General features: G+C 61.6%; 22 protein-coding genes. 9 read left to right on the top strand and 13 right to left on the bottom strand.

Annotated features, from left to right (window positions below; genetic code table 11):
• Positions 1-17: 17 nt before the first annotated feature.
• Positions 18-3,200: a beta-phosphoglucomutase family hydrolase gene (locus tag B8W69_RS02970; protein WP_085288494.1), complete on the bottom strand. Its 3,183-nt coding sequence runs from the start codon at positions 3,198-3,200 to the stop codon at positions 18-20.
• Between the two features lie 160 nt (positions 3,201-3,360).
• The gene (locus B8W69_RS02965) at positions 3,361-4,170 is read right to left on the bottom strand and encodes an inositol monophosphatase family protein (RefSeq protein WP_085288493.1); all 810 of its coding nucleotides are present in this window, start codon (positions 4,168-4,170) and stop codon (positions 3,361-3,363) included.
• A 388-nt stretch (positions 4,171-4,558) separates the two neighbouring features.
• Between B8W69_RS02965 and B8W69_RS02960 the strand changes: the two genes are divergently transcribed.
• A complete protein-coding gene (locus B8W69_RS02960) occupies positions 4,559-4,900 on the top strand; it encodes a putative quinol monooxygenase (protein ID WP_085288492.1) in 342 nt (113 codons plus the stop codon).
• 53 nt (positions 4,901-4,953) lie between these two features.
• Here the strand turns inward: B8W69_RS02960 and B8W69_RS02955 are convergent, their stop codons facing one another.
• The 5 genes from B8W69_RS02955 to B8W69_RS02935 all read right to left on the bottom strand — a co-directional run bounded on the left by B8W69_RS02955 (position 4,954) and on the right by B8W69_RS02935 (position 7,999).
• The gene (locus tag B8W69_RS02955; protein WP_085288578.1) at positions 4,954-5,433 is read right to left on the bottom strand and encodes a copper chaperone PCu(A)C domain-containing protein; all 480 of its coding nucleotides are present in this window, start codon (positions 5,431-5,433) and stop codon (positions 4,954-4,956) included.
• 216 nt (positions 5,434-5,649) lie between these two features.
• Positions 5,650-5,946: a putative quinol monooxygenase gene (locus B8W69_RS02950; protein ID WP_085288491.1), complete on the bottom strand. Its 297-nt coding sequence runs from the start codon at positions 5,944-5,946 to the stop codon at positions 5,650-5,652.
• Positions 5,947-6,183: 237 nt separating this feature from the next.
• Complete coding sequence (locus B8W69_RS02945) at positions 6,184-6,441, bottom strand: hypothetical protein (protein WP_085288490.1); 258 nt, start codon at positions 6,439-6,441, stop codon at positions 6,184-6,186.
• Between the two features lie 203 nt (positions 6,442-6,644).
• Positions 6,645-7,256, bottom strand: coding sequence for a hypothetical protein (locus B8W69_RS02940; protein ID WP_133057958.1), 612 nt, complete (start codon positions 7,254-7,256; stop codon positions 6,645-6,647).
• A 17-nt stretch (positions 7,257-7,273) separates the two neighbouring features.
• A complete protein-coding gene (locus B8W69_RS02935) occupies positions 7,274-7,999 on the bottom strand; it encodes a type 1 glutamine amidotransferase domain-containing protein (protein ID WP_085288488.1) in 726 nt (241 codons plus the stop codon).
• 168 nt (positions 8,000-8,167) lie between these two features.
• Here B8W69_RS02935 and B8W69_RS02930 point away from each other — a divergent pair, with 168 nt between their 5' ends.
• The 8 genes from B8W69_RS02930 to B8W69_RS30250 all read left to right on the top strand — a co-directional run bounded on the left by B8W69_RS02930 (position 8,168) and on the right by B8W69_RS30250 (position 15,007).
• Positions 8,168-8,635, top strand: a complete 468-nt coding sequence (locus B8W69_RS02930) for a DUF2267 domain-containing protein (protein ID WP_220084539.1) — start codon at positions 8,168-8,170, stop codon at positions 8,633-8,635.
• Positions 8,636-9,230: 595 nt separating this feature from the next.
• On the top strand, positions 9,231-9,689 hold the full coding sequence (locus tag B8W69_RS02925) for an Hsp20/alpha crystallin family protein (RefSeq protein WP_085288486.1): 459 nt from the start codon (positions 9,231-9,233) through the stop codon (positions 9,687-9,689).
• Between the two features lie 148 nt (positions 9,690-9,837).
• Positions 9,838-10,080, top strand: a complete 243-nt coding sequence (locus B8W69_RS31190) for an Hsp70 family protein (protein ID WP_245843060.1) — start codon at positions 9,838-9,840, stop codon at positions 10,078-10,080.
• 12 nt (positions 10,081-10,092) lie between these two features.
• Complete coding sequence (locus B8W69_RS02920; RefSeq protein ID WP_085288485.1) at positions 10,093-10,653, top strand: type 1 glutamine amidotransferase domain-containing protein; 561 nt, start codon at positions 10,093-10,095, stop codon at positions 10,651-10,653.
• Between the two features lie 40 nt (positions 10,654-10,693).
• Positions 10,694-11,194 carry a Dps family protein gene (locus tag B8W69_RS02915; RefSeq protein ID WP_245843058.1) on the top strand — a complete coding sequence of 167 codons (501 nt, stop codon included), beginning with the start codon at positions 10,694-10,696 and terminating at the stop codon, positions 11,192-11,194.
• A 259-nt stretch (positions 11,195-11,453) separates the two neighbouring features.
• Positions 11,454-12,734, top strand: coding sequence for a low temperature requirement protein A (locus B8W69_RS02910; protein ID WP_245843057.1), 1,281 nt, complete (start codon positions 11,454-11,456; stop codon positions 12,732-12,734).
• Positions 12,735-13,485: 751 nt separating this feature from the next.
• Positions 13,486-14,034: a DUF6932 family protein gene (locus B8W69_RS02905; protein ID WP_439330579.1), complete on the top strand. Its 549-nt coding sequence runs from the start codon at positions 13,486-13,488 to the stop codon at positions 14,032-14,034.
• On the top strand, positions 14,021-15,007 hold the full coding sequence (locus tag B8W69_RS30250) for a hypothetical protein (protein WP_133057956.1): 987 nt from the start codon (positions 14,021-14,023) through the stop codon (positions 15,005-15,007). Before B8W69_RS02905 ends, B8W69_RS30250 begins: the two co-directional genes overlap by 14 nt.
• Here the strand turns inward: B8W69_RS30250 and B8W69_RS32165 are convergent.
• The 6 genes from B8W69_RS32165 to B8W69_RS30245 form a co-directional block, all read right to left on the bottom strand.
• The gene (locus B8W69_RS32165; RefSeq protein ID WP_439330580.1) at positions 14,933-15,256 is read right to left on the bottom strand and encodes a ribosome modulation factor; all 324 of its coding nucleotides are present in this window, start codon (positions 15,254-15,256) and stop codon (positions 14,933-14,935) included. The two genes, B8W69_RS30250 and B8W69_RS32165, sit on opposite strands and share 75 nt — an antisense overlap.
• A gap of 459 nt (positions 15,257-15,715) precedes the next feature.
• A complete protein-coding gene (locus tag B8W69_RS02890) occupies positions 15,716-16,927 on the bottom strand; it encodes a GIY-YIG nuclease family protein (protein WP_085288483.1) in 1,212 nt (403 codons plus the stop codon).
• Positions 16,924-18,867: a DEAD/DEAH box helicase gene (locus B8W69_RS02885; RefSeq protein ID WP_085288482.1), complete on the bottom strand. Its 1,944-nt coding sequence runs from the start codon at positions 18,865-18,867 to the stop codon at positions 16,924-16,926. Before B8W69_RS02885 ends, B8W69_RS02890 begins: the two co-directional genes overlap by 4 nt.
• Positions 18,868-18,893: 26 nt before the next feature.
• Positions 18,894-21,605: a DNA methyltransferase gene (locus tag B8W69_RS02880; protein WP_085288481.1), complete on the bottom strand. Its 2,712-nt coding sequence runs from the start codon at positions 21,603-21,605 to the stop codon at positions 18,894-18,896.
• Positions 21,606-21,889: 284 nt separating this feature from the next.
• On the bottom strand, positions 21,890-22,162 hold the full coding sequence (locus B8W69_RS02875) for a hypothetical protein (protein ID WP_085288480.1): 273 nt from the start codon (positions 22,160-22,162) through the stop codon (positions 21,890-21,892).
• A gap of 1 nt (position 22,163) precedes the next feature.
• Entirely contained in the window at positions 22,164-22,493 is a 330-nt protein-coding gene (locus B8W69_RS30245; protein WP_133057955.1) for a hypothetical protein, read from the bottom strand.
• Positions 22,494-22,572: the final 79 nt, after the last annotated feature.

Here is a 22,572-nt window from a genome sequence, read left to right as displayed (position 1 = left end):
GGTGTCGGGCGAGGTGGCTAGCGGTCGGGAAGATGCACCGCCCACGATTGACCCGGGCCCAGGGTCTTTGTGCTGCCCTCGACACACACCTGGATCGGGTCGGCCGCGCACGGCAATAACCGAATCCGGGCGTACCGCTGGGTCAACTCGACGTCGACCGGCTGATCGCGGTAGATGATCTCGAACGACGCCCGGCCGATCTCGCTCGGCAGCACCGGGTGAAGGTGAAGGACGTCGCCCCGTGTTTCGACCCCGGCGTAGCAGCGCAGCACCATGTCGGCCGTTCCGGCCATCGCCCCGAGGTGGATCCCTTCGCGAGTCGTTCCGTCCTGCGTGTCCTGGAGGTCTGCCTTGAGGGCTTCCTTGAACAACGACCAAGAATGGGCGCAGTCGCTCTGGGCTGACACCCAGCTGTGTGTAACCCTGCTCAGCGTCGAGCCGTGAGTCGTCCGCGCCTCGTAGTACTTCACCGTTCGCTGCACGACCTCTGGGTCGAGGGAGTAACCCATCTGGTCGAACAACTCGCGCAGTTCTTCGGTGGAGAACAAACAGAACAGCATCACGACATCGGCCTGCTTGGACAGCTTGTATCTGTTCGTGGAGTCGCCTTCGGCCTGTAGAATCAGGTCCATCCGCCCGATGTTTCCGTAGCGTTCGCGGTAGCCGTCCCAGTCGAGCTCCTGTAACGCTTCGTATCCCTCGAATTGGCTGATCACGCCTTCGTGGAACGGCACCCGCAGCCGTCGGCTCACCCGCTGCCAGTGCTCGCGCTCCCCCGGCCTGATGTCCAGGCGGCGCCACAGCGGGACACAGTCGCGGCCGATCAGCAGGTCGACCGTGTCAGCTGCCCGTGCTAATACCCAGGCCGCCAACACATTTGTGTAGGCGTTGTTGCGAACACCCAGGCCCGGGGCATCCGGATAGCCGTCGTGGTACTCGTCAGGTCCCATCACGCCGCTGATGTTGAACCGGTCATCGACCGGATCATGAACTGCCATGCTGGCGAACAGCCGGGCGACCTGCACGATGAGCTCGGCCCCGTAGTCCTCGAGGAAGCCCTTGTCACCGGTCGCCTGGTAGTACTGCCAGGTGCTATAGGCCACCGCCAGGCCCACATGACGCTGTCGATGGGAATTGTCCGGCATCCACTGACCATTGCGGAGATTCAACAGCTCGGCCGGGGTCTCGTCGCGGCCATCGCTGCCCGACTGCCAAGGGAACATTGCACCGTCAAAACCGTTGGCCCACGCCAAATCCCGCGCGGCGGGTAGCCGACGATACCGGTACAGCAGGAAGCAGCGGGTCAGTTCCGGCCTGCGCATGGTTAGCAGCGGATAAACGTAGAGTTCATCCCAGAAGATGTGTCCGCGATAGCCCTCGCCGTGCAACCCACGCGCGGGCAGGCCCGCATCGAGGTCGGTGTCAGCGGCGACTACCACCTGCAGCACGTGGAAGATGTGCAGGTTCAGCGCCAGCGCCTGCTCGAACCCGACCTCCAGGCCGATGCCGAACCGCTGCCACAAGTCCCGCCACACCGTGCGCTGCCCTTCCAGAAGGTCATCGAACCTCCCCGCGCGTGCGATCCGCTTGTCGACATCCAGGGCAGCGGTCGAGATCGCGCTGTCGCGCGAGGTCGCCACGGCCACGGTCTTTTCGACAGTCACCGGGACGCCGGGCCGGAGATGAATTGTGAAGGTGTGGCCGGCACGGCTTTCGTCGGCGATCGGCCGCCGGTCGGCGACGGATGCGGCGGGAGCGACGTGATGCCGCGCCGCCATCGCGATCTCGATGCCCGATTGGTTGGTCCGCACTTCGACGCGCACCGTTTTGTCGTTGACGACCGTCGAGCCGACCGGCTCGAGATGCTGCGACACGAGTCGAAGATCGGCAGCGACGTTGCGGTTCGCGACGGCGCCGTTGATGATCGACTCAACAGTCGCCTCACCGGACCAGTCCTCGGCCTCGATCGTGACTTCCAGTGCGGCGATATGTGTTTCGCACACCGAGACCAGTTGTCGCGTGGTGATCTTCGTCGTTCGTCCGGCATGATCTCGGTACCTGTTGATGCGAGTCAGCATCCCGGCGCGCAGATCAAGGTCTTGGTGATGGGAAAGCATTTCCGGTATACCCGGACGCAGAGCGGGCCCGCCGGCCGACTGGACCGTCAGAAACGTCCAGTCCGGCGTGTTGACCAGGTGTTCGGTTTCGATCGTCCGCCTGCCGATGGCGCTGGTGACCCGGTTGTATACCCGTGCAATGTAGCTACCCGGGTAGTGCACGCCGTCGGCGGTGGTGCCCGGAACCGAGCCACGCGCGGCCCAGTACCCGTTGCCGAGCGTGCAGAGCGCCTCGCGTGTCCCTTCGAGCAGCGGGTTGAAGTCCTCGTATACCAGGTGCCAATGGTCCGAACTGCCCTTATTCGCGCCGCCGATCCACTTGCCGGCGTACCCGCCGTCGGGCAGCACCGCATCGAGCTGCGCGAGGCTGGTGAGCACAAGATGTGCCCCGGCGTCGGCCAGTTGCACGCCGTGTCCCGTCCGGTCCACTCCGACGACTAGCCCAAAACCGCCTGCGACTCCGGCACTTACCCCTGCGACGGCGTCATCGAGGACGACGGCGTCGGCCGGTTCCACACCAAGGCGGTCGACCGCCTCGAGGAACATCGCCGGGTCGGGTTTGCCGTGCAACCCGAGCCGCGCGGCGTCGGACCCGTCAACGATGGTGGTGAACATGCCCGACAGGCCGATGCCGTCGAGCACGGCCTGGCTGTTGCGGCTCGCGGTGACCAGCGCGGCGGGAATGCCGCGGTCGAGAAGTTTGGCGAGTAGATCGGCGGCATCGGGAAACACCGCGACCCCGGCCCGGGCGATGGCGTCTGCAAACAGCCGCTGCTTACGTTCGGCGAGGCCGTGAACGGTCATCCGCTCCGGGCCGTCGTCCGGGCTGCCCTCCGGCAGCGTGATGCCACGAGCGGCCAGCAAAGCCCGAATGCCGTCCTCGCGCGTGCGGCCGTCGATGTAGACGAGATAGTCGCACACCGGATCGAAGGGCGGCTGATCCGGCGTTCCGATGCGGGCCAGCACCTCGTCGAACAAGGCTTTCCACGCCGCGGCGTGGACCTTCACGGTGTCGGTAACCACGCCGTCCATGTCGAAGACGAACGCGTGGTAGCCCCGTTTGTCGCGTGGCGTCGTCGCCATATGTGTCGAGTGTATTGACGGCGTGCCCGGGCAACCTCGACCCGCCAGGGCAAGAAACGCCGTCTCGGATGCTTCTGGTCTGCCGGGGTACTTCTCGGTGCACCAAACGAAACGGCGATGACTGCGCATGTCCGGCCGATGGGTGCACCCGCCACCGTGCTCACATCGTCTGACGCACCGCTGCGGTGCCGTGGAAGCGGCCAAGGACCGCATTGTGTAGTGGGCCATTGGTTGCTGCGACGGTCTTGCCGTGCGGTCCGGGGAAACCCCCCAGGTCTGTGAATGTGCCGCCGGCCTCACGCACCAAGATATCGACGGCCGCCAGCTGCCGGACCGACGTCTGCGCTGCTAACGCGATGTCGGCGACCCCCTCGGCCACCAGGCAGTACGAGCAGAAGTCGCCGTAACCGCGCGCCCACCAGACGTCGTCGGTCAGAACGATGAAGCGCTCACGCAGGCCCAGAACCCCCCAGCCGGACAGGCTGGAGAAGGACAGGCTGGCTGCCCCCAATTCATCGATCGCCGAGACAGACAGCCGTCGCGCCGGCTCGGTCCACCGCGTTGCGTACGCGCCTTGCCCGGCGGCTGCCCACCAACGCCGGTGCAGAGCGGGGGCGCTGACGACTCCCACGGTTGGTACGCCGTCGACCATTAGCGCGATAAGCGTCGCCCAAGCAGGTACACCGCGGATGAAATTCTTCCGGCCGTCGAGCGGCTCGATGACCCAGAGTCGTCCGGCGAACAGCTTTGGGACGCTGAGCGTTTCGTCGAAAATTGCATCTTGCGGTCTCTTGATGGCCAGTCTTCTGCGGAGGGCGACGTCGACATCGCGGTAAGCATCGATCAACGGCGTGTCCTCCAGCCTCGCCTTTCCGTAGAGATCCGCGGCGGTGAACCGAGGCATGGTCATCGATTCGGCCTCGTCTGCCAGTGACAGCGCGAGAGCGACGTCATCTGCGGTGTTATTCATGTCAGTCCTCACCTCCGGGAAATGGGTTTGCGCTGCTCGGATGGCGCCAAGCCCGTTAGAAGCGTTGCCTCTTATCGCAGGACGACATGGTGCCTCGCTCAGATGCCGGATGCCTCCGTCTGGCGCGGTGAATTTTTGGCGCCGAATCGGCCTCATGTGCCATGAACAGCGACGATGTGACGGGGTACCCCTGGGTCCGGCAGATCCGCCGCGAGCAGTGCATAGCGGTGGAATTCGTTGTGCAACAAGCGTTCACAGCCTGGTTCGACCTGGCAGGCCGAATTGGACGCGAGCAGTTGCTACTGCCGGTGTGATTTCCCCAAGCCCGGCCCAACCTAGCCTGAACACGGGCACGGCCCCTACGTAGTTCACAGTTCAGGAGCACATCATGAAGGCCACATATGCGTTGGCCGCGCGGCTCGAGGCTAAGCCTACTAAGGCGCAAGAGGTTGCGGATTTGCTGTCCAGTAACCTTGGAGATGTCGAGGAAGAACCGGGCACTACTGCGTGGTTCGCTGTTCGCTTCGGGATCCTCGAATTTGGTTTGTATATGGTGTTTCCCGATGAGGTCGGCAGACAGGCTCATCTTGCCGGCAAGGTGGCCGCAGCGCTCAAAGCCAATGCTCATCTCTTTGAGGAAACTCCGGTATTCGAAACAGCCGATGTTCTCGCCGCAAAGCTTCCGGCCGGCGCCACCGGGCGCGAGGGCAACCCGACCGCATCGCGCTGACCCGTGTCCAGCGACGGCATCTGGGCGTCTCTGTGGCCGTGACACCGATTTCGCTAGTCAGCCGAGACCGGAACTCGGACGGATATCTCGCCGACGTGTGCGAACTGGAACGTGAACTCGTAAGTCAGCCCGTTGCTGATCGGTTTGGTCAGTATCAGGTTTGCGGTGGCAGTGTTGGCGGGTTTTACCGCTGCCAGCGCGGCGTCCACCCGATCCGGGCTGTCGACGATCAATATGCCACCGGCCGGTATTGCGGTGTTTCCGACCACAGTGACCGCACCGACGTCGGAGGTGACCGCGACGAGTGCGTCCGCGGTGTCCGGTGATTGATTGGTGGCCACCAGCGCCAGGTCGACGGTCCTGCCCGGCCGCACTGCATAGCCGGTCTGCTTGGCACGGATCCGGATGTTGCGCAGCGCGATATTATTGAGGTTGGCCATGGAGCCGTTGACGGCTGGTTCCATCCTGGCGGTTTGCGACTGTTGTCCGGCGCTGCAGCCGCTTACCGCGGCGGCGGCAATCAGCACGCACATCGCCGCCGCAGCGCGTGCGCGTGGTATGGACGAGTTCACGATGTTGTCCGATCGGCTAGAGATGGGCGGCCAGACCGTCATCTATCCGTGTCACACCTCAATTCTCCTTTGCCCGAGGCGATCAGGGGTCGTCCCGCGGTGTCTAACAGATCGCGTCCGGATTGATTCGCGGCCCCTATCCTGGGGTCACCCTGATACGCGGGGTCAGCAACGGCCTCAGAGCTTGTTGGCGAGAACGTCCAGATTGCTGATGGCGGGTGGCGAGGCGAACAGCTCTTCGGCCTTCTCGGCGAGGGCCTTTCCAACTGGGCCGCCAAGATGTGCCTCTAGCGCCGCCTCGTCGGGGAAAGCGTCGATAATGCCGAACGCCGACGGACTGAACCGAACCGCAAGCCATGGTTTCGTGCCTGGTTCTTGCTCGACGAGCGGCAGCGCCGACAGAAGAAATTGCTCGACTGCGCGCTCCTTCCCGGGCTTGGCCTCGAGCCGCACCAGCAATGCCTTTGTCGCCATGGTTGCCCTTTTTCCGTTGTCGTTTACCGAAAAGCGGAGAACGGTTGCCGCAGCGGCGGAGTGTCCCATCGCTTCTCAGTTACCACTGTGCCCAAAGGCCGCAGTCCCGACCTCGGCCCGGCAGTTCAAACATTCTCCGCGGAATTGGACGTCGAGGGTCGACGAAAGCCGAGTCGCGATCCGGTTCACCGAACACACGCCGTTCAGCAGTCATCGGATTCTCGAGTGCTCGTCGGACTAGGCAGCCTCGACGACGACAGTGCCGTCGTCGGAGATGGTGACGACCACGTTCATATCATCGGAATCGTCAATGATCGTCAACAGCTCTATCACGGCATTGCGGAGTTCGGGTGCGCCCATGTTCTGAACGGTTTCGCGGTTGTCCGGGTTGCCTCCGGGCGCCTGTAGGTCTGTGGAGTCGTTTCCGGTGGTGCCTTGTTTTTCGGTGATGGTTTGGGTGTCGGTGTTGTGTTGGGTTTCTGTGTCTTTAGCCATGAGTCAAGGGTATTCACTCGTTCGCCGGCAGTAGACGATCCAGCAGGTCGATTCTTGGCGCCCGACTTGGTCATGAGGAGTCACTTCGACCATGCACGTGATGAACCGCGTTGTGCCGCCGACCCGGACGAAGGGTGCCCAGTTGACGACAGGCCTGCTGATCGGTAACCGACACACGGGGTTTGGCGGCATCGCAGCGTCGATCATTCCGTCCGGACCGACCGAAACACGAGCCCGTACTCGTCGAGTGCGACTACGGCGCTGTCGGTCGCCGCGACGGCGTCCACCCGGATCGCTGCGGCAGAACTACGGCTTTTTACCAACGCGTCGATGTCGCGCCAAATGGTTTGGCTGAGTTGTCTCCCAGACCGGTGATCGACTAGCAGGGCTGCACTGACGAACCCGTCGGTTTCCGTCAGCCAAGGCACCGCTGTGTCTTCATATCCGGCGATCGCCTCGTCGAGTGCGGCCGGATTCGTCTGATAGACGGTGTGGCGCACGCCCGCTCCGCCCTCTTCTCGCCCCACCCGAGTCACGCTCGCCCTCCTGAAACGTTCGACCGAGGCGGTGCCGAGCGCAAGACGGATCGCCTCGTCGCGGACACCGGCCTCTACGCGTTCGCTTTCTCGCATGGCGTCGTGTGAGACCCAGAACGACTCGAGAACCGCGACGGCCAGGTCGGGAGATACCTGCAGCGACATTCCTTTCTCGCCGGGTTCTGACTCAAGGCGCGATCGGCCATCAGAAGCGAGGTATGCGATGGCGTCGTCAATCCGTTCAGGGTCGGCGGTTATCAGCGTGTACCGAACATGCATCCTTGGCTCCTTCCTCGTCACGACTGCGGGGACTGTGCCGCCATGAGGACCGCAAGCGTGCGTTCGGCCGCCTGCTTCGAGGACGCCGGATTCTGGCCGGTGACAAGGCGCCCGTCCACCACCACGTGGGAACTCCAGGGCTGCCCCTGGTCGAAGTCCGCTCCCTCCTCGCGCAGTCGGGTCTCCAGTAGCCACTTGGCACGGTCCGCCAGACCTCCTTGGCGCTCTTCCTCATTTGTGAGGGCGGTCAGCCGTCGGCCGGCGAACAGCCAGGTGCCGTCCTCGCGACGGGCCGCCAGCAGTCCGGCCGGCCCGTGGCATACCGCAGCGACGACTCGTCCCGTGTCGAACAGACCGGCCAGAATTCGGCCGAGCGGTCGACAGTCCGGCAGATCCTCCATCGGCCCGTGGCCGCCCGGAATGAAGACGGCGTCGTAGTTGCCCAGGTTTTCGGCGGCGTGCTCCACCGACATTGGGGCGGCGAGCTCGTGCTCCAGCGATTTCAAATAGCTACGAAGCTCGGCGGCGCGTTCTTCGCCACCGGCGCGATCGGGCGCCAAGCTGACCTGATCGACGGTCGGCCGGACACCGCCAGGAGTGGCGATGTCGACGTCGACCTCGGCGTTGCGGAAGGTGCGGTGGGGTTCGACGAATTCTTCGGCCCAGAATCCCGTGGGATGGCGGGTGCCGTCTGACAACGTCCAGTGGTCGCTGCCAGAGAGCACGATCAATATTCGAGCCATTGAGTACCTCCTTCATGACCGTCTTCGTCGACATGCTGCCGCCGACGCTGCCTACGGTCTTGGACCCACAGGGGCGAAAACTGTCGGCTCCGCTAGACCTGAGGGCCTCTGCAGCGGTCTCGATCTGCCAGAACAGGTGGTCCATCGACTCTTACTAGCCACAGGTTGATGCGCCGCAACGCTGAAGCGGGCATTGTCCGAGAAAACCGCCGTCCTGTGGAACGGAGAGTTGGAGATGATCCGATGAATGCTCACGAGTTTTATCGCGACGTCGCCGAGCGCGCCATGCTGTCGAAGGGGGAGGCAGCCGATCTGACCCGCGCGGTACTCGAGGTCTTGGCGATGCGAGTCAGCGCCGGAGAGGTACGGCACCTGATCCGACAGCTCCCCGAGGAGCTTGTTGACTCAGTGCGATGGAACAGCAAAGGTCCGGGGCGATTCGACCTGAATGACCTGATTCTGCGCGTCAGCAGCCGCACTGGGCTGACCACGACCGAGACTTTGACCGGTGTGGAGGCGGTGCTGCTGACCTTGCGGGAGGCGGTTGACCGGAAGGAGTTCAACGACTTCATGTCGCAGCTCCCTGTGGAGTTCACCAGGCTGCTCTCGTCGCCTAATCCGCCACGGGCGGTATAGAGCCTGCAGTTGCCGTGGCGCAACGGCCTGTCAATGTAGGTAGATGAATGCCGGCACTTCACCGACCTGCCCTTCCCACCACCCGGCCATTGCGCCGCAAGCCAATTCAGGTCCGTTGTCACAGCGCAGCACTACCGGATAAGCGCCACGCTCGGCGGCCTCTCCGGGAGTCGCAACAGTAGCGTTATCGCGTCCACCCACCGGGTCGAAAATTTCACTCGCGATTCGTGCTGTGAGCACAACGGATCGTCCTCTCCTGCAACGCTATTCGTCTCGGGCTACGAACCGCGGTCACGACACCGAAGAACACGGTCACGGCACGCTTGTCTAACGAATAATTTGGAACTCCCCCGGCGATACCAGTGACACGATCCCAGTGGTGAGCGTGACGCTCAACATTGCCCGTCCAACACTCTGGTGCTCGTCCTGGGAGGACGAATCCCGGTCCAGATTTCGGACCCACTGGGTGCACGCGACTACCGCGGCCAGATGCCAGACTCCTGCTCTGGGGAGCGTATTACCGCGCTTTCGGTACGAATTCTACGTGGCGTCGACGCGCGACCGCCGCGAACGTGGCCAACCTAGGAGGCCAGCCATGACATTGATGCAATTCGACCCGTTCCGCGACCTTGACCGGCTGGCCAATCAGGCAGTAGCAGGCGCCTGGACGGCGCATACCCTGCCCATAGAGGCCTTACGCAGGGGTGACCAATTCATCATCGCTATCGACGTGCCCGGCGTCACGGAAAACGATGTGGACGTCACCGTCGAACGCAATGTCGTCGAGGTCAGCGCCCGTCGCCAACCGCTGCGCCAGGAGGGCGACCAGGTGATCGTTGATGAACGACCGCAGGGTGAGTTCCGCCGGCAGCTCTTTCTTGGCGAGAACCTCGATCCGAGCAAGATGACCGCCCAAGTCGACCATGGCGTGCTGACTTTGACGGTTCCGGTGTCGGAGGCCAGCAAGCCGCGCAAGATCGCAATCGGCGCGGCGAAGGCCGGCGCGCAAGCCATTCCAACCACGTCTGACTCTCAGCAAACGGTGAACGCGTAGGTGTGGTCCTGGCTAGTCCCGCGAAGATGATCTCGACGGTCCGGCCTAACCAGCCGGTACGCGAAATGGCCAGCGACAACCGGGTATTGGGCCGGTCCAAAGTTAGGCAACATCCGGCGCGGCGACGCGCGGTGAACCGCACATCGAGGTGACGTTCGACATCGACGCCAACGGCATCCTCAACGTGACCGCACGCGACAAGGACACCAACGCGGAGCGGAGCATCACTATCAGCGAAATTCACCCCCTACAACAGCGAGGAGGAGCGGATGGTCGCCGAGGCCGAAACGCACTGCCGCGCAGAGGAACTGCGGCGCGCGGTCGACTCCCGCAACGAATTCGATTCTGTCGCAACATCGTAGTACTCAGATCACAACTGGCGGCAGTGTGAGGAGTGTAGGTAATGTCAAATTTGTTGCAGGGCAAACGTTTTGCAATCCTTGCAGCCGATGGTGTGGAACGGGTCGAGCTTGTGCATCCGTCCGCGGCGGTGCACCAGGCCGGTGGGCAGACCGAACTGTTGTCTTTGCGTAAAGGGTGGATTCAGATGCGCAACAACGACCTCGATCCAGCGGGCACGTTCACTGTCGATAGGGTTGTCGCCGACGCGTCGATCGACGACTACGGCGGCCTGCTGCTGCCGGGCGGGACGGTGAATCCCGACAAGCTGCGCATCGACGAACGTGCAGTCGCATTCGTGCGGGACTTCGTGGAGTCGGGCAAACCGGTCGGGGTGATCTGTCACGGCCCGTGGACGCTCATCGAGGCAGGCGTCGTCGCGGGACGAACCCTCACGTCGTATCCCAGCGTCCGGACCGACCTGCGCAACGCGGGCGCCAACGTGGTCGACGAGGAAGTCGTCGTCGACGGAAACCTCATCTCGAGTCGCTCGCCGGACGATCTGCCGGCGTTCTGCGCCGCCGTCGTGAAGGCGTTCGCCAAAACCCCGGCAGCAGCATCATGACACCGAACTGCGGCTGTCGGAGGCCGCGAAAGGGATTGCCGTGACACCTTCAATACAGACGAACCGTCGTGACGTCGACCGGGTGCGCAGGTTCGTCGCCCCGGATAGCTTGCCGCAAAACCTGCAGAAAGTACTCGTCGACCTGATCGAGCTGCACATCCAAGGCAAGCAAGCGCACTGGAATGTCGTCGGAACAAACTTCCGAGACTTGCACCTGCAACTCGACAGCATCGTCGACACCGCGCGCGAAGCCAGTGACACGATCGCCGAACGTATGCGCGCCCTTGACGCAGTTCCCGACGGGCGCTCAGACACGGTCGCGCGCACGACCACCGTGCCCGCCGCGCCGCCAACCGAACTCAGCACCACCGAAACGGTGGACATGATGGCCACTCGCGTCTACGCCGTTGTCGACACCGTCCGGACTGTGCATGACGAGGTCGATGCCGCCGATCCGTCAACTGCTGACCTGCTGCATGCCATCATCGACGCCCTCGAAAAGGAAGCGTGGATGCTCAAGTCCGAAAACTGCAAACTTTAAAGAGATTTGGTCGTGGTGATTAACGCTATGTCGGGGACGCTGGCGAAATTCCGATGGGTTTGCCCGAACCTCTGCGTCGGCCCCACCGGGAAGCGGTGCGCCGGGCGGTGACAGCACCGCCCTGGTCGGCGCGGTCGTACCGGCAGGACCAGCCGACCCGTGACGACCGGTGCCTTCGCGTCCAGGCCGGACCGCGCGCGGGCTGGGACGCTGGATTCGACGCCCGGCGGCCGACGTCACGGGTGGATGGGAGGGGTCGGTGATCGACAGGGCATCACCGCGCCAGCGGACGGCCTACCACGAGGACCGTACGGTCGGCACGCTTGAGCTGTTCTTCGACCTCGTCTACGTCTACGCGATGTCGGAAGTCACGACCCTGATGCTGGCGAATGTCTCGTGGACCGGATTCGGTCGAGGGGCGCTGGCACTGACGGCGATCTGGTGGGCGTGGGAGAACTACGCCTGGCTGACCAACACCTTCGAGCACGCGGACCCGCCGGCGCGCATCCTGATCTACTTCGCGATGGCTGCGATGCTCATCGCGGCGACGGCGCTGCCGAACGCCTTTGGGAAAATGGCGCTGGTCTTCGCGACCGCCTACGTGTTCGTCCGGCTGCTTCATGTGGTGCTGCTCCTCCGCACGACGCGCGGAGACGAGCAGCTCCGCGCACCCACCCTCCAGCTGGTGCCCTACCTGCTGGCCGGCTCCGGGCTCATTGTCGTGGGAGCCTTCATGACGTCGCCATACCGGGAGCTGCTATGGCTAACGTCCGCGATGGTCGACCTCAGCGGGCCGCTCATCGCCGGGCGCGCCGGGTGGCGGGTGTCCCCGAGTTACTTCGTCGAGCGGCACGGTCTCATCGTGATCATCGCCCTCGGCGAGTCGATCGTGAGTGCGGGTGGGGGCGCGAAGGACAGCATCGGCCGGCCGCTGACCGCCGCCGCGGTGGTGACGGCGGTGCTTATCGCCGCCGGGATGTGGTGGACGTACTTCGAGCCGAGCCCCCGCGCCGCCGCGCGGCTGCGGCGGCTGAGCCCGGCTCGCCGGGCCCGTCACGCCCGCGACGCCTACAGCTATCTCCACCTGGTGCTGGTCACTGGCATCGTCTTCTTCGCCCTCGGCTTGTACAAGGCCGTGGGACACCCGGACGAGCCGATGGACCCGCTGCCCGGTTTCGCCCTCAGCGGCGGCGTCGCATTGTTCTACCTAGGCGACGTCGCCTACCGGTGGCGCGACCACCGCAAGATCATGGTCGACCGGCTCGTGGCCGGGGGCGTTATGGCTGCGACCGTCCCACTCACCGTCCAACTCCACGCACTGACCACGCTGACCGTCTTGCTGCTCGTCTCCGCCCTGCGCGTCATCTGGGAGGTCCGGGGCGGGAACGACCCGCTGGGGGTGCCCCTCAGTTGGCGCCTTCGGCCCGGTCACGCCGGGATCCGGACGGGAGGGCGCAGCCGCGCGGGCCCAGGTGGCCGACGACGACGTCGCCGAGGACTCTCCGATCCGCATCGCGTTGCCCGTCAGGGGAACCCGTGACTACCAACCCGGCGGCGTCAAATGCGGAAAAGCCCCGAAAACCGGCTAGGTGTAGACCACGTCTCGGGACACCTGTCAACGATGTCCCGGGAAATGACACGTGTCGGGCTGACAGGATTTGAACCTGCGACCACTTGACCCCCAGGCTTAACGGCGGTATACGCAGGCGTCCGCGAATGTGTGCAATATCCCTTGTAGCACAGCGGATTACCACACATAGACACAGCCGCGAACATCCACGGAAAGCTGCGGTCAAATCGACCTAATGGCGGTATGAATGGCGGTACAGACCGCGCATTCCTACCCGCCCGAGCCACAGTCCGGCAGGATGCTCACCTCGGTATTTGTGCGCGCTCGCCGGCGTCGCCCAGGCGCTCGACGCCGCCGCGACCGTTCTGGGAGTGATGTGAGCGGGCCTGGGCCGCGACTACCGTCGCCGGTCGGTTGCCGGCCACAGTCCCAACCCGCCGTCCGAACACGGCAGCAGTCGCTAGCTTGCGTGCTGTCGGACTTTGCCACAGCTGGTGATGTTCACATAGCCCACGATCGTTGCTTCGGCGTCGTCTCCACCTGGATTTTGTTGCCGGAAAGTTCGCGGGCGGTGAGGAGGCCGGCGGTGGATCCGTAGAAGTTCCGTCGCAACTATCGGTAATTGTGACCGAAGCGAATCTCGGTGAAGACGCGCCGACTGTAAGTTCGTACCAGCCGAATCGTCTGGACGGATCACGCGACGCGGATCCGAGGGGGGATTTTGATACCACCGCTAGATGCGACGAGTAACTTGCTGCCTGTCGGCCGTTTCCCAGCAACCGTAGGAGAAATCGAGGCTCGATTTGTCGACGGGAAAAGCAACCGCCGAGCCGAAGTCTGGAGCGACTGGCAAAAGGCGACCACCATACTGCGACAGCACGTCGAAATCTGCGCCGTGTGGCTCAGCGGTAGTTTCTTCACCTCGAAAGACGAGCCAGACGACATCGACAGCGTTTACTGGGCCGAAGACGTGAAACTGAACACCGCGGCCCTGCAGCCGGCCAGCGCCCAAGTCATTGGGATGTTCGCCCAGAAGGACGCGGTGCGGAACACTGTCGGCCTCAGGGTAGATACTTTCGTCGTACCATGGAATTGCTGCCCTGATACCTCCGTCGCGACCCCTGTGACCTGGGAATATTGGCGCGGCCGTGGTCACTGGGACGACTTCTGGTCCAGAATCAGAACCGGACCCAAGGGAGCGCCCGCGGTTCGGACAGATGCGCTGCCTCGGCGCGGGTACTTGGAGGTGATCGTCGATGGCTTCAAGTGAAGACAGCATTGAAGACCTAGAGCGACGACTCCTAGAAGCGTCTGCCGGCTTGTCGGTGTGGCAAACGGCAGACGACCTGGGTCGCCTCAGCTTTGAGTCGCTGTTGGCTGACACAACCGTCGCACGAACTCTTCCGTCATCGGGGTCGCTGAGACTGAGTGGGACTGGCGTAGTGGGCTCGGCGGCACCCCTCTTCGAGGTGGCACGCACACTCAATAACTTCCAGAGATTAGCTACTGCGGTTGCAGCTTCGGATGCCGGCGACACCGAATTGGGAAGGCAAGCTAGCACCCAAGTCGTCAACAACACGCGTCTTCTCATAGCCGGAGCTCCAACTCAAGGCTCTCTGATCTTCACGTTGACTCCGGGCGTACAGGCTGTCGCGGAAGTACACCCAAGAGACGGCCTTGCGTCCTTATTTAGAAAGAGCGAGGACGATGACCAACAGGTTGACAAAGCAGTTGCGAAAACAATTGACCTGATAGCCGCGGGCCTCGAGATTCCACCAGATCCAACGGACTCAGCATTCCTGTCAACGATCACCGAACTCGGTCCCCGCGCGGCCTCCTGCGCCAGGGACTTCGCAAAAGGTCTGCACAAGTACGGCTTTGACATTGACCTGGAATGGAGACAGCCACACCGGACTACTCGGCGAGTCCGCTTAAATACTCAGACCGCCGACCGCATTGCCAAGGTGATCGAGCAGTCGAGTCTCGATGTTCAGCCAGTCGCGATCGAAGGGACCGTCCTGACTGTGAGCACAGTGCAGAATCAACAGTGGCTCATCGAAAAGTCTGACGGTTCAACCGTTCCCATAAAGCACTCCAATTTGCCACATGATCAGACTTTCGGAATCGCTACAGGCGCACGGTTGCGGATCCTGGCAGAGATGAAGACATCAGTGTCGAATGCAGGTGTTACAAAGACGACGTACGAGGCAACCCACGTCGAAAAGATTAACGACGAGAGCTGACGCACCGACAATTGCGTAGAACCAACTCACCGCCCCTAGGCGGGCCCCGTCATCACAGATGGACCTCATAACCTCGCGGCTTCGGGGGGTCACCTCGACACTCACCGCTGTTGGGCGGATTCCGATATCGCACCACCGGCGGCGAACTGTTGACACGGACGCCAGCATCCGCATGTAGCCCCGCATCCACACCTTCGTGAGGACCAGCGACCGGCCCGCATACGGGTTGCGATCGCCAGGTTCAGCCAGACCGCCGTATTCCGCGCACTTACTCGTCGGGTCATCATGAGGCCGTTCAGGTCTGCGGCTGTGTATCCCATGCCAGAAACGGAGTTCTGTTCCCGTAGGGCACGCATAGCCTTCTCGGCATTGCTAGTACGAGGGGCGAGAAGTGAGATCAGCCATCGGATAGGGGCCGTCACGGAAGCGCTAACCCGGCGCGACGACTACCGCGAAACCCGTGATCCAAAGACGCGCATGAAGCCGTCGGTCACCGGCTCGACGTGCTCGCCGCCACCCGGCAGGATACCCAAGCCTGGGAGTTGCCGCCGTGGCCAATGTCGTTAGCTCAGCTGGGCCGTCCATGCGCTGCTTCAGAGGCAGCCCGCGGGCAGCCATCAGTAGGTCTTATCCGGGCTTGCCACAGATAGCGTGAGTTTGCTTCAAAAGGAACGAGACCGTTGACGACTTCAGGGTGCGTTGGGATTGCTAGGCATTTGGGACGATGCGCTGTGTAGCGGTGTCGTAGTGGTAGTGCACGATGTCGCCTGACATTATCAATGTGATCGCCTGATCGATGGTGCTGCGCGGCACCACGAACCACTCAGAAGGGTCGTAGTCGCGGCCTCGCCGGTCGATTTGGGTTAGGTCGAGACGAGCCTCGGCGAAGATACGGTGCAGCAGGTTCTCCAACGCTGATGCCCGCACGTTGTAGACGCGGTAGGTCGCGACGACCTCCACCGGGGCCATGAGGTACGTCGGGGATTTCACGGCGTTCTTGATCCGCTTGTCGACGGGGCCGCGTGAGAACCCGATCTTGTGCAGGTCGGCAATTCCTACGATCTGCGGGTCGTCACTTCGAGAGCGCAACACGTAGATGAATCCACTTTCGACGTCGGCATCACCAATCTCAGAAGCGCTAATTTCTGAGCGTCCAACCGCGAGCCCGTCTTGTTCGTGCAGCCGTATCGACAGCGACTGCCGGTACATCGATGACTCGGTTCCGTTCTCGAAAATTACCCGGAGGCGCTGCTTCTTCTCTGGCTTGCCGCCGACAACCTTGTGTTGGGTTTCACCAACCTCGGCAATGAACAGCATCACACCGTTGAGGACAAAGAAGCGGCCCTCAACGATCGACTCCACACCGGGGAACGGAACCAACCGCATCGAGCCGTTAGCGAGCTCGACATGCTTCTGCTTGAACAGTGGTTCGAATTCCTCAAACCCAATTGCTTTTCGCCGCTGGGCAACGTCGTCGGCTGGTGCAAGCTTCTTCCGGACTGGTAACCCCGACATGTCCAGAACGCCGGTGTCGTCGCCAAGCAGATTGAGTGGGTCGGCGTCGAGAAGATCATCGATGGAGCTCGGCGCCTCAGGCACCTTGAGCAGACTGAACTCGTCGAGGTGCTGCAGCGCCTGGATCTTCTTATCGTCGGCAAGGATGCCGTCCAGACGTGCGCCGAGCTTGCGTTCGGAGATTTCACGCGTAGTCGAACTTGGCGGCCGGCCATGAGCACGCCGGAATTCCACAACCTCACCGAAAGCCCGTTCGAGCCGCTGGCCGGCGGTAACTTTCTGCGGCTTGTCGGGCATGTCCAGCAGGCCTTCGACATCAGAGTCGATCAATTGCTGGAACGGATCGAGAATCCCCGGGATATCGGCGTCACCGGCCACGGGGGGCAAGTCGTGGTTCTCGCTCATGAGCTATTTGCACTCTCGGCTGTTTGCATCTCGGCGAGCCGCTGTTGCTTCAGGCGTTGCAGGAATAGCAGACCCTCGGCGTAGCGCTTCTCGGTGGGATCATCGGAGCGCACGTTCGGGCGGCGCCCGTTGACCTTCACCCAATTCTGAATCTTCGGGAACAATGCGAGCGCCTCCTCCTCGCTAATCTCCACCCGGGTGGCAGTGATCGCATCGGAGATGATCCGCAGCACCGACGGTGTCACCGATTTCGACATCACTTCGAACGCCCGCTGGAACGGGTTGACGGAGTCGATGAGGTTGATGCTTACGTCGTCGATGTTGACAAATGTGCTGGCCATCTTGATGAATCGTTTGTCGCCGACCTGCTTGACCTCGCCGTTTTTGATCACCGAGTCCACGACGACCTGCTGACGCAGCTCCTCGACCTGATCATCATCCAGGTCTGGGTAGCGGTCCCGGATGATCTTCGGGATCAGGACCTTGTTGGTTGTCTCCGGATCGACACTGCCGGCTGCAGCCTTGGCAAACGTTTCATCCTGCAGGATGTTGGCTTTGAGATCATTGAGGTCGGTCTCGATGATCTGCTTAACCCGTTCACTGGAAGGCTCTTTGAAGCCTTTGATCTTGATCGTTCCCGGCTCGGGAGCGTCATCATTGCCGCGCTTGGCTTTGAAAGTGAAGTTCGGTGCAAGCACCTGCTCCATTAGCAACGACGCAGTGATCGCCTTGAGCATGTTGTTCACCGACACCGTCACCTCACCCCGCTCAGCGTCGGGCTCGGCGAGGAGGTTGGTGAACTGCGCGTGCGTCTTACAGGGGCTATCTCGGGTCACACGCCCGATGATCTGAATAATCTCGGTCAACGATGCCCGATACCCGACGGTTAACGCGTGCTCGGCGAACGGCCAGTCGAAACCCTCCTTCGCCATGCCCAACGCGAGGATGATATCCACACCGTCACGCTCTTTGGCGGCCACGGTCGACAGGTAATGCAGCGTGTCGGCACGCTTCTTGAGGTCGGTGTCGTCGACTAGATCAGCCACGCGCAGCACCTGCGCGGTGTCGTTGCGGCGAATCCGGATGATCCCGGTATCGGGCTCGGTGTCGATGACCTCACCAATCGTGTCGATAATGAACCCGACCTCTTCGATCTTGTCCTTCGTTGACTCACCCGAATTCACGTTGGGGATGTGCACGATCGTTTTCTTGTCCAGATCGAGGATTTGACCAATCGCCTCCGTGTAGCGGCCCTGATAGAAGTGGTGCCCTATGCCCAGCGACTTTAGATACTGGTAACCGTTAAGCTGGTCGTAGTAGTTGAACGTGACCGGAGTGAATCGGGCCTCGTCCTCGGCGGAGAGTACCGGCACCGAATCTCCGCGAAAATACGACCCGGTCATCGCTACTATGTGCACGTCCGAGCCAGCCATCACATCGCGCAGCAACGCACCCAGGCGGCTGGCCTCGATATCCGCCGACACGTGATGAAACTCGTCAATCGCCAACACCGTGCCGTTGAACTCATCGGGGGCCAGGCGTTCGAAGGCGAACCGCAATGTCGCATGTGTGCACACGAGAATTGAATCAGAACTGCGCAGGAAGTCGATGAATGCATTGACCTTCCCAGCGGATGAGCCTGGTGTGCACAGGTTGCGTTCCGGTTTGACCTCCCAGTCGGCGAAAAATCCGTGCGCGGTTAGGTTCGTCGAGGCGAACGACCCCCCGATCGAGCGCTCCGGGACTGCGACTATGACTTTCTTGCGGCCCTGGTTGTAGAGCTTGTCCAGGCCGACGAACATTAACGCCCGAGACTTGCCGGATGCCGGTGGCGCCTTGATCAACAAATGCTGGGCATCCCGCTTGGCGAACACCCGCTGCTGCATCTCTCGCATCCCCGACGCGTCTGTGTTTACTGAGGCACCAGTCTGCGCATACATCACATCAACGACGTTTACCGTGCCCTTCACTTCCTAGCCCCCTTGCCGGGTTTCGCCGCCTGTTCATCGGCGGTCATCGCCTCATACCTTGCGAATAAATCTGACAAGCGCTCCTCGTCGGTCTCGTAGCCACGTGCCGAGTAAATCGAATCCACGAGCGCATCAACCTCGGCATGCGCAGCCCGCAGATCAGCAGGCATGTTGTCCGGATCATAGAGTTCGGCCAGGGTCTTCTCGCAGTGATATTCACGTACATCCAACACCCGTAACGCAGCCACCGTCAGCCGCTCCTTTACCGCATCAGACAGTGACGGCACCGGGAAATTGTTGTAGACAATCGTGTTCGAATAACGGTAATCCGTCTTCAGTTTGCCGCCAACAGCCCGAGTCCACACCATATGCATCCGTGACGTCAACAACCCGAATAGCCACGGCTCAGCGTCGTACACGGCAAATGCTTGGTCATTGATGACCGTGTCTTTATTGAGGTAGCCCATGGGGATGTATTCACGACGCTCCGACGAGACCCTAGGGACAATAATTGAATCCGTAGGTTTGTACGCGACCTGTTTGAACCGATGTGCGCGGTCTGCAAAATCAACAGTGCTCTGCGCCTTACTTCGGCGTCGAAACTCTGTAACCATACGCAGGCGATCAGCGATTGGCGGTATTCTCGCGGCCTCGTCCGCGTTCGCGTCCGTGATCCACAGACAATAGCGCTCAGTGTCTTGTATGTAGTCCGCTGCGCCGACATAACGTTTGATGATTTCTCCGGCTGAGGGGAACTCGTTGAGCAGAATTTTTGCTTCGCTAGGTTCGAGGATTAGGTTTCCACCGTCGGTGGGCTTCGATCCGAAAGCCATCGGCGGAAAAGACTTGGAGATTGGCCTCATTTGCCTCCCAGCGATCACGTTCGCCGCATCTGCAAGGTAGCCGTTGATGTTCTTGGCTTCGATCTGGAGTCCGTCAGTGAAGATGTACTTCGGGGAACTCGAAGGATTGCGCAGAGAGATCACCGATACCGTGACACCAGCGTTGCGTTTCGCGTTGTTTTCCCATTTGAATGAAGTGTACGCGAAACCTATTTCAACTCCTGTCGCAAACAGGGCGGGAAACAGAAGGCTTACGTGTTCGCCTTGCGCAACTGAATTAGTCGTCACGAATGCTAGCTGGGCTTGAGTCCCTGCTATGTAGGCAGCGCCCTTGATAAACCATAGGGAAATGTAGTCGAGGTTCTTTGAAAAAAATCGCGATCCGAATACCGCGTTAAAGTCGTCCTTCTGCTCATCGGTCTGCATGCTCGACCCCACATACGGTGGGTTGCTGATTAGATAGATCTCCGAACGTCCGTCGTTAGGGCATACGCCGTCCCAGTCGACCCGCGTCGCGTTGCCCGCGCGGATCTGCCCGGTCTCCTTGAGCGGGATCAGGGGGATCTCAACGCCAAATTTTTCTTGAAACTCGCGGTTCATCTGATGCTTGGCGATCCACAACGACAGGATTGCGACTTCGACGGCGAAGTCATCGACCTCGATGCCGTAGAAATTTTCGATGTTAATTTTCGACACCGCGTAAAGCACCTGGTGTTTGACACTGAGGTCGGCGAGGCGTTCGAGGATCGCGTGTTCCAGCCGACGCAGCTCTTTGTACGCGATGACCAGGAAATTTCCTGAGCCGCAGGCGGGGTCGAAAACCTTGATCCGGCCGATCCGTTCCAGCAGAACCTCAAGCTTCTTGACGTTTTCAAACCCGGCGTCGAATTGCTCCTTAAGGCCGTCGAGGAACAGCGGCTCGATTGTTTTGAGGATGTTCGGCACGGACGTGTAGTGCTGCCCCAGGTCCGATCGCTTTCCGGGGACAACGATGGCCTGAAACATCGAGCCGAAGATGTCGGGGTTGATCTCACTCCAGTTCAGTGCACCCAGATCCAATAGGAGATCCCTGGCTGACTTGGTGAAGGCGGGCACAACGTGCCTGCCTGAAACCTCAAACAGTCGGCCATTGACGTACGGAAATCCCGACAGGTAACTCGGCTTGTGCTCAGGTCGCTCGGTGTCAAGTGCGTTGAACAGATCAGTCAAGAACTCGGCGACGTCCGATCCGTCAACGTGGGTGTGCGAACCCACCGCGGATGAGAACTGCCCGTCATCGAAAATGCCTGTGTCGTCGGCGAAATAACAAAACAGTAGGCGTGTGAAGAAGACGTTCAAAGCGTGCCGACCGTGCGGATGATTGAGCAGATCCGGGTTTGCGGTGACCAACGCGTCGAAAAGCTTCCCCATCCGCTCGGCGGCTTTGACGTCAGCGTGCGCCTCGGACGTGTATTGCGCCTTCTCCATCCCGGCCCACGGCAGAAAAAAGGTAAAGTGCTTGTCGATATCCCGAAGCGGGAACACCTTATTCTCGCCAGTCTTCGTGTCTACAGCGACGAGCTCATGGTAGTCGGTAACGATTACGAATCGCGGGTTGTACCGGATTACCGCTGGGGCAGTACGTAGTTCCTCAATGTCGGCGAGGGGTTCGTCGACAGTTTCGCGGAAGTAGACGACATTCTTCTGGGCGACTTCATGCTTGGGATCGACGGCGACGTTGATCGACCCGTTCCGGAGGCGGGTAACGTTGCCCTTCGGTTTCCCATAGGCCAGCAGCAGATCGAAGATGAACTCACGGTCATACGATTCGCGACTCCCGAGTGGAGCGACTCGCTCCTCGACCGCCTTGAGACTAAGCCTCGGCATCTCTGTGGAAGCCTCCTTCTCGCGGCTGACTGGCCGTTGAACCGGCAGCAAGATCGTTCCACTGTACGGTCTCGAGCGGCTCGAAATGATCCGGTCAACCTCAGAGCAAGAGAAGCGAGACACCTGTCTTGGCGCCTCAACGCACCCAAGAGCCGCGTCGTCGCTCCGTTCTCGACGCGAACTTCGTCGACAAGCCATCGGGTTCCAGCACGAACAGATCGAGCCAGGCTTAGCCGCCCTGCTGGCACACGCCCGTGCCGACTGAGTGACGGGGCACCCCGACGTCAGGGGTCGACCCCCTCGATGTCGGCGTTGAATCTCGCCGCCCGCATTCTGGCCGGTGGAGCAGGCCCCTCGATACGAAGCAATTTGCCCAGCCCGCCCCGCATCTGGGACTCGGCGCCGGGGCCCGCCTTTTTGTCGGCACCGCTGCGCGCCTTGGTGTCGATCGTCGGCCGAATCACCGCGTCGGAATCGACGCCCGACAGCACCTTCTTGACCTGCGGTCGCAGCTTCGACGTCTCCGGTAAAACGGTGAGCCAGTAAGTGCCCTCCATGTCAGATCGCTCCTTCGTCCCATGCCTCATTCGGGGTGTCAGCGATTACCGACTTCGGCGGCTTGGCCGACTTCGCCTTTGCAGCCGCATCAATCGCATCAATCTCTGCGGCGATGTCTCGCTGCTGTTTGATCAATGCCGCCAACGCCGGACCCGCGGCCTTCGGATCGTCGATCGCTTGAGCGATCCGATTCCGCAGCGCTACAAGCAACTGACGGTGATTACCACTCCTCGCCGCAGCTACAACCGACCTAGGGACCACCTTCCGGGGCGCCCGCTTCGCTGGCGCCTTCTCACCCGCCTTCACCGCTCGCAACTTCAGCTCGGTCACGTCAGGGGGCCCTTCTGCTCTGTCGAAAACGAAAAAAGTTGAGTTCCGGGGAGGGCATGTCGCCTATCGCCGGAGGGGC

Origin of the sequence: Mycolicibacterium vulneris (assembly GCF_002104765.1) — a bacterium.
In the GTDB taxonomy this organism is placed as follows: domain Bacteria; phylum Actinomycetota; class Actinomycetes; order Mycobacteriales; family Mycobacteriaceae; genus Mycobacterium; species Mycobacterium vulneris.
The sequence above is the reverse complement of the archived record's forward strand: the minus strand, read 5'-3'. Positions and strand labels throughout refer to the sequence as shown.

Excerpts from the sequence above, each read along its gene's own strand:
- B8W69_RS02880 (WP_085288481.1), bottom strand. The coding sequence starts at position 21,605 with ATGCCGAGGCTTAGTCTCAAGGCGGTCGAGGAGCGAGTCGCTCCACTC.
- B8W69_RS02970 (WP_085288494.1), bottom strand. The coding sequence starts at position 3,200 with ATGGCGACGACGCCACGCGACAAACGGGGCTACCACGCGTTCGTCTTC.
- B8W69_RS02925 (WP_085288486.1), top strand. The coding sequence starts at position 9,231 with ATGACATTGATGCAATTCGACCCGTTCCGCGACCTTGACCGGCTGGCC.
- B8W69_RS02960 (WP_085288492.1), top strand. The coding sequence starts at position 4,559 with ATGAAGGCCACATATGCGTTGGCCGCGCGGCTCGAGGCTAAGCCTACT.
- B8W69_RS02950 (WP_085288491.1), bottom strand. The coding sequence starts at position 5,946 with ATGGCGACAAAGGCATTGCTGGTGCGGCTCGAGGCCAAGCCCGGGAAG.
- B8W69_RS02875 (WP_085288480.1), bottom strand. The coding sequence starts at position 22,162 with ATGGAGGGCACTTACTGGCTCACCGTTTTACCGGAGACGTCGAAGCTG.
- B8W69_RS02955 (WP_085288578.1), bottom strand. The coding sequence starts at position 5,433 with ATGTGCGTGCTGATTGCCGCCGCCGCGGTAAGCGGCTGCAGCGCCGGA.
- B8W69_RS02890 (WP_085288483.1), bottom strand. The coding sequence starts at position 16,927 with ATGAGCGAGAACCACGACTTGCCCCCCGTGGCCGGTGACGCCGATATC.
- B8W69_RS02930 (WP_220084539.1), top strand. The coding sequence starts at position 8,168 with ATGCGCCGCAACGCTGAAGCGGGCATTGTCCGAGAAAACCGCCGTCCT.
- B8W69_RS02965 (WP_085288493.1), bottom strand. The coding sequence starts at position 4,170 with ATGAATAACACCGCAGATGACGTCGCTCTCGCGCTGTCACTGGCAGAC.
- B8W69_RS30250 (WP_133057956.1), top strand. The coding sequence starts at position 14,021 with ATGGCTTCAAGTGAAGACAGCATTGAAGACCTAGAGCGACGACTCCTA.
- B8W69_RS02945 (WP_085288490.1), bottom strand. The coding sequence starts at position 6,441 with ATGGCTAAAGACACAGAAACCCAACACAACACCGACACCCAAACCATC.
- B8W69_RS02935 (WP_085288488.1), bottom strand. The coding sequence starts at position 7,999 with ATGGCTCGAATATTGATCGTGCTCTCTGGCAGCGACCACTGGACGTTG.
- B8W69_RS02940 (WP_133057958.1), bottom strand. The coding sequence starts at position 7,256 with ATGCATGTTCGGTACACGCTGATAACCGCCGACCCTGAACGGATTGAC.
- B8W69_RS02920 (WP_085288485.1), top strand. The coding sequence starts at position 10,093 with ATGTCAAATTTGTTGCAGGGCAAACGTTTTGCAATCCTTGCAGCCGAT.
- B8W69_RS02885 (WP_085288482.1), bottom strand. The coding sequence starts at position 18,867 with ATGTATGCGCAGACTGGTGCCTCAGTAAACACAGACGCGTCGGGGATG.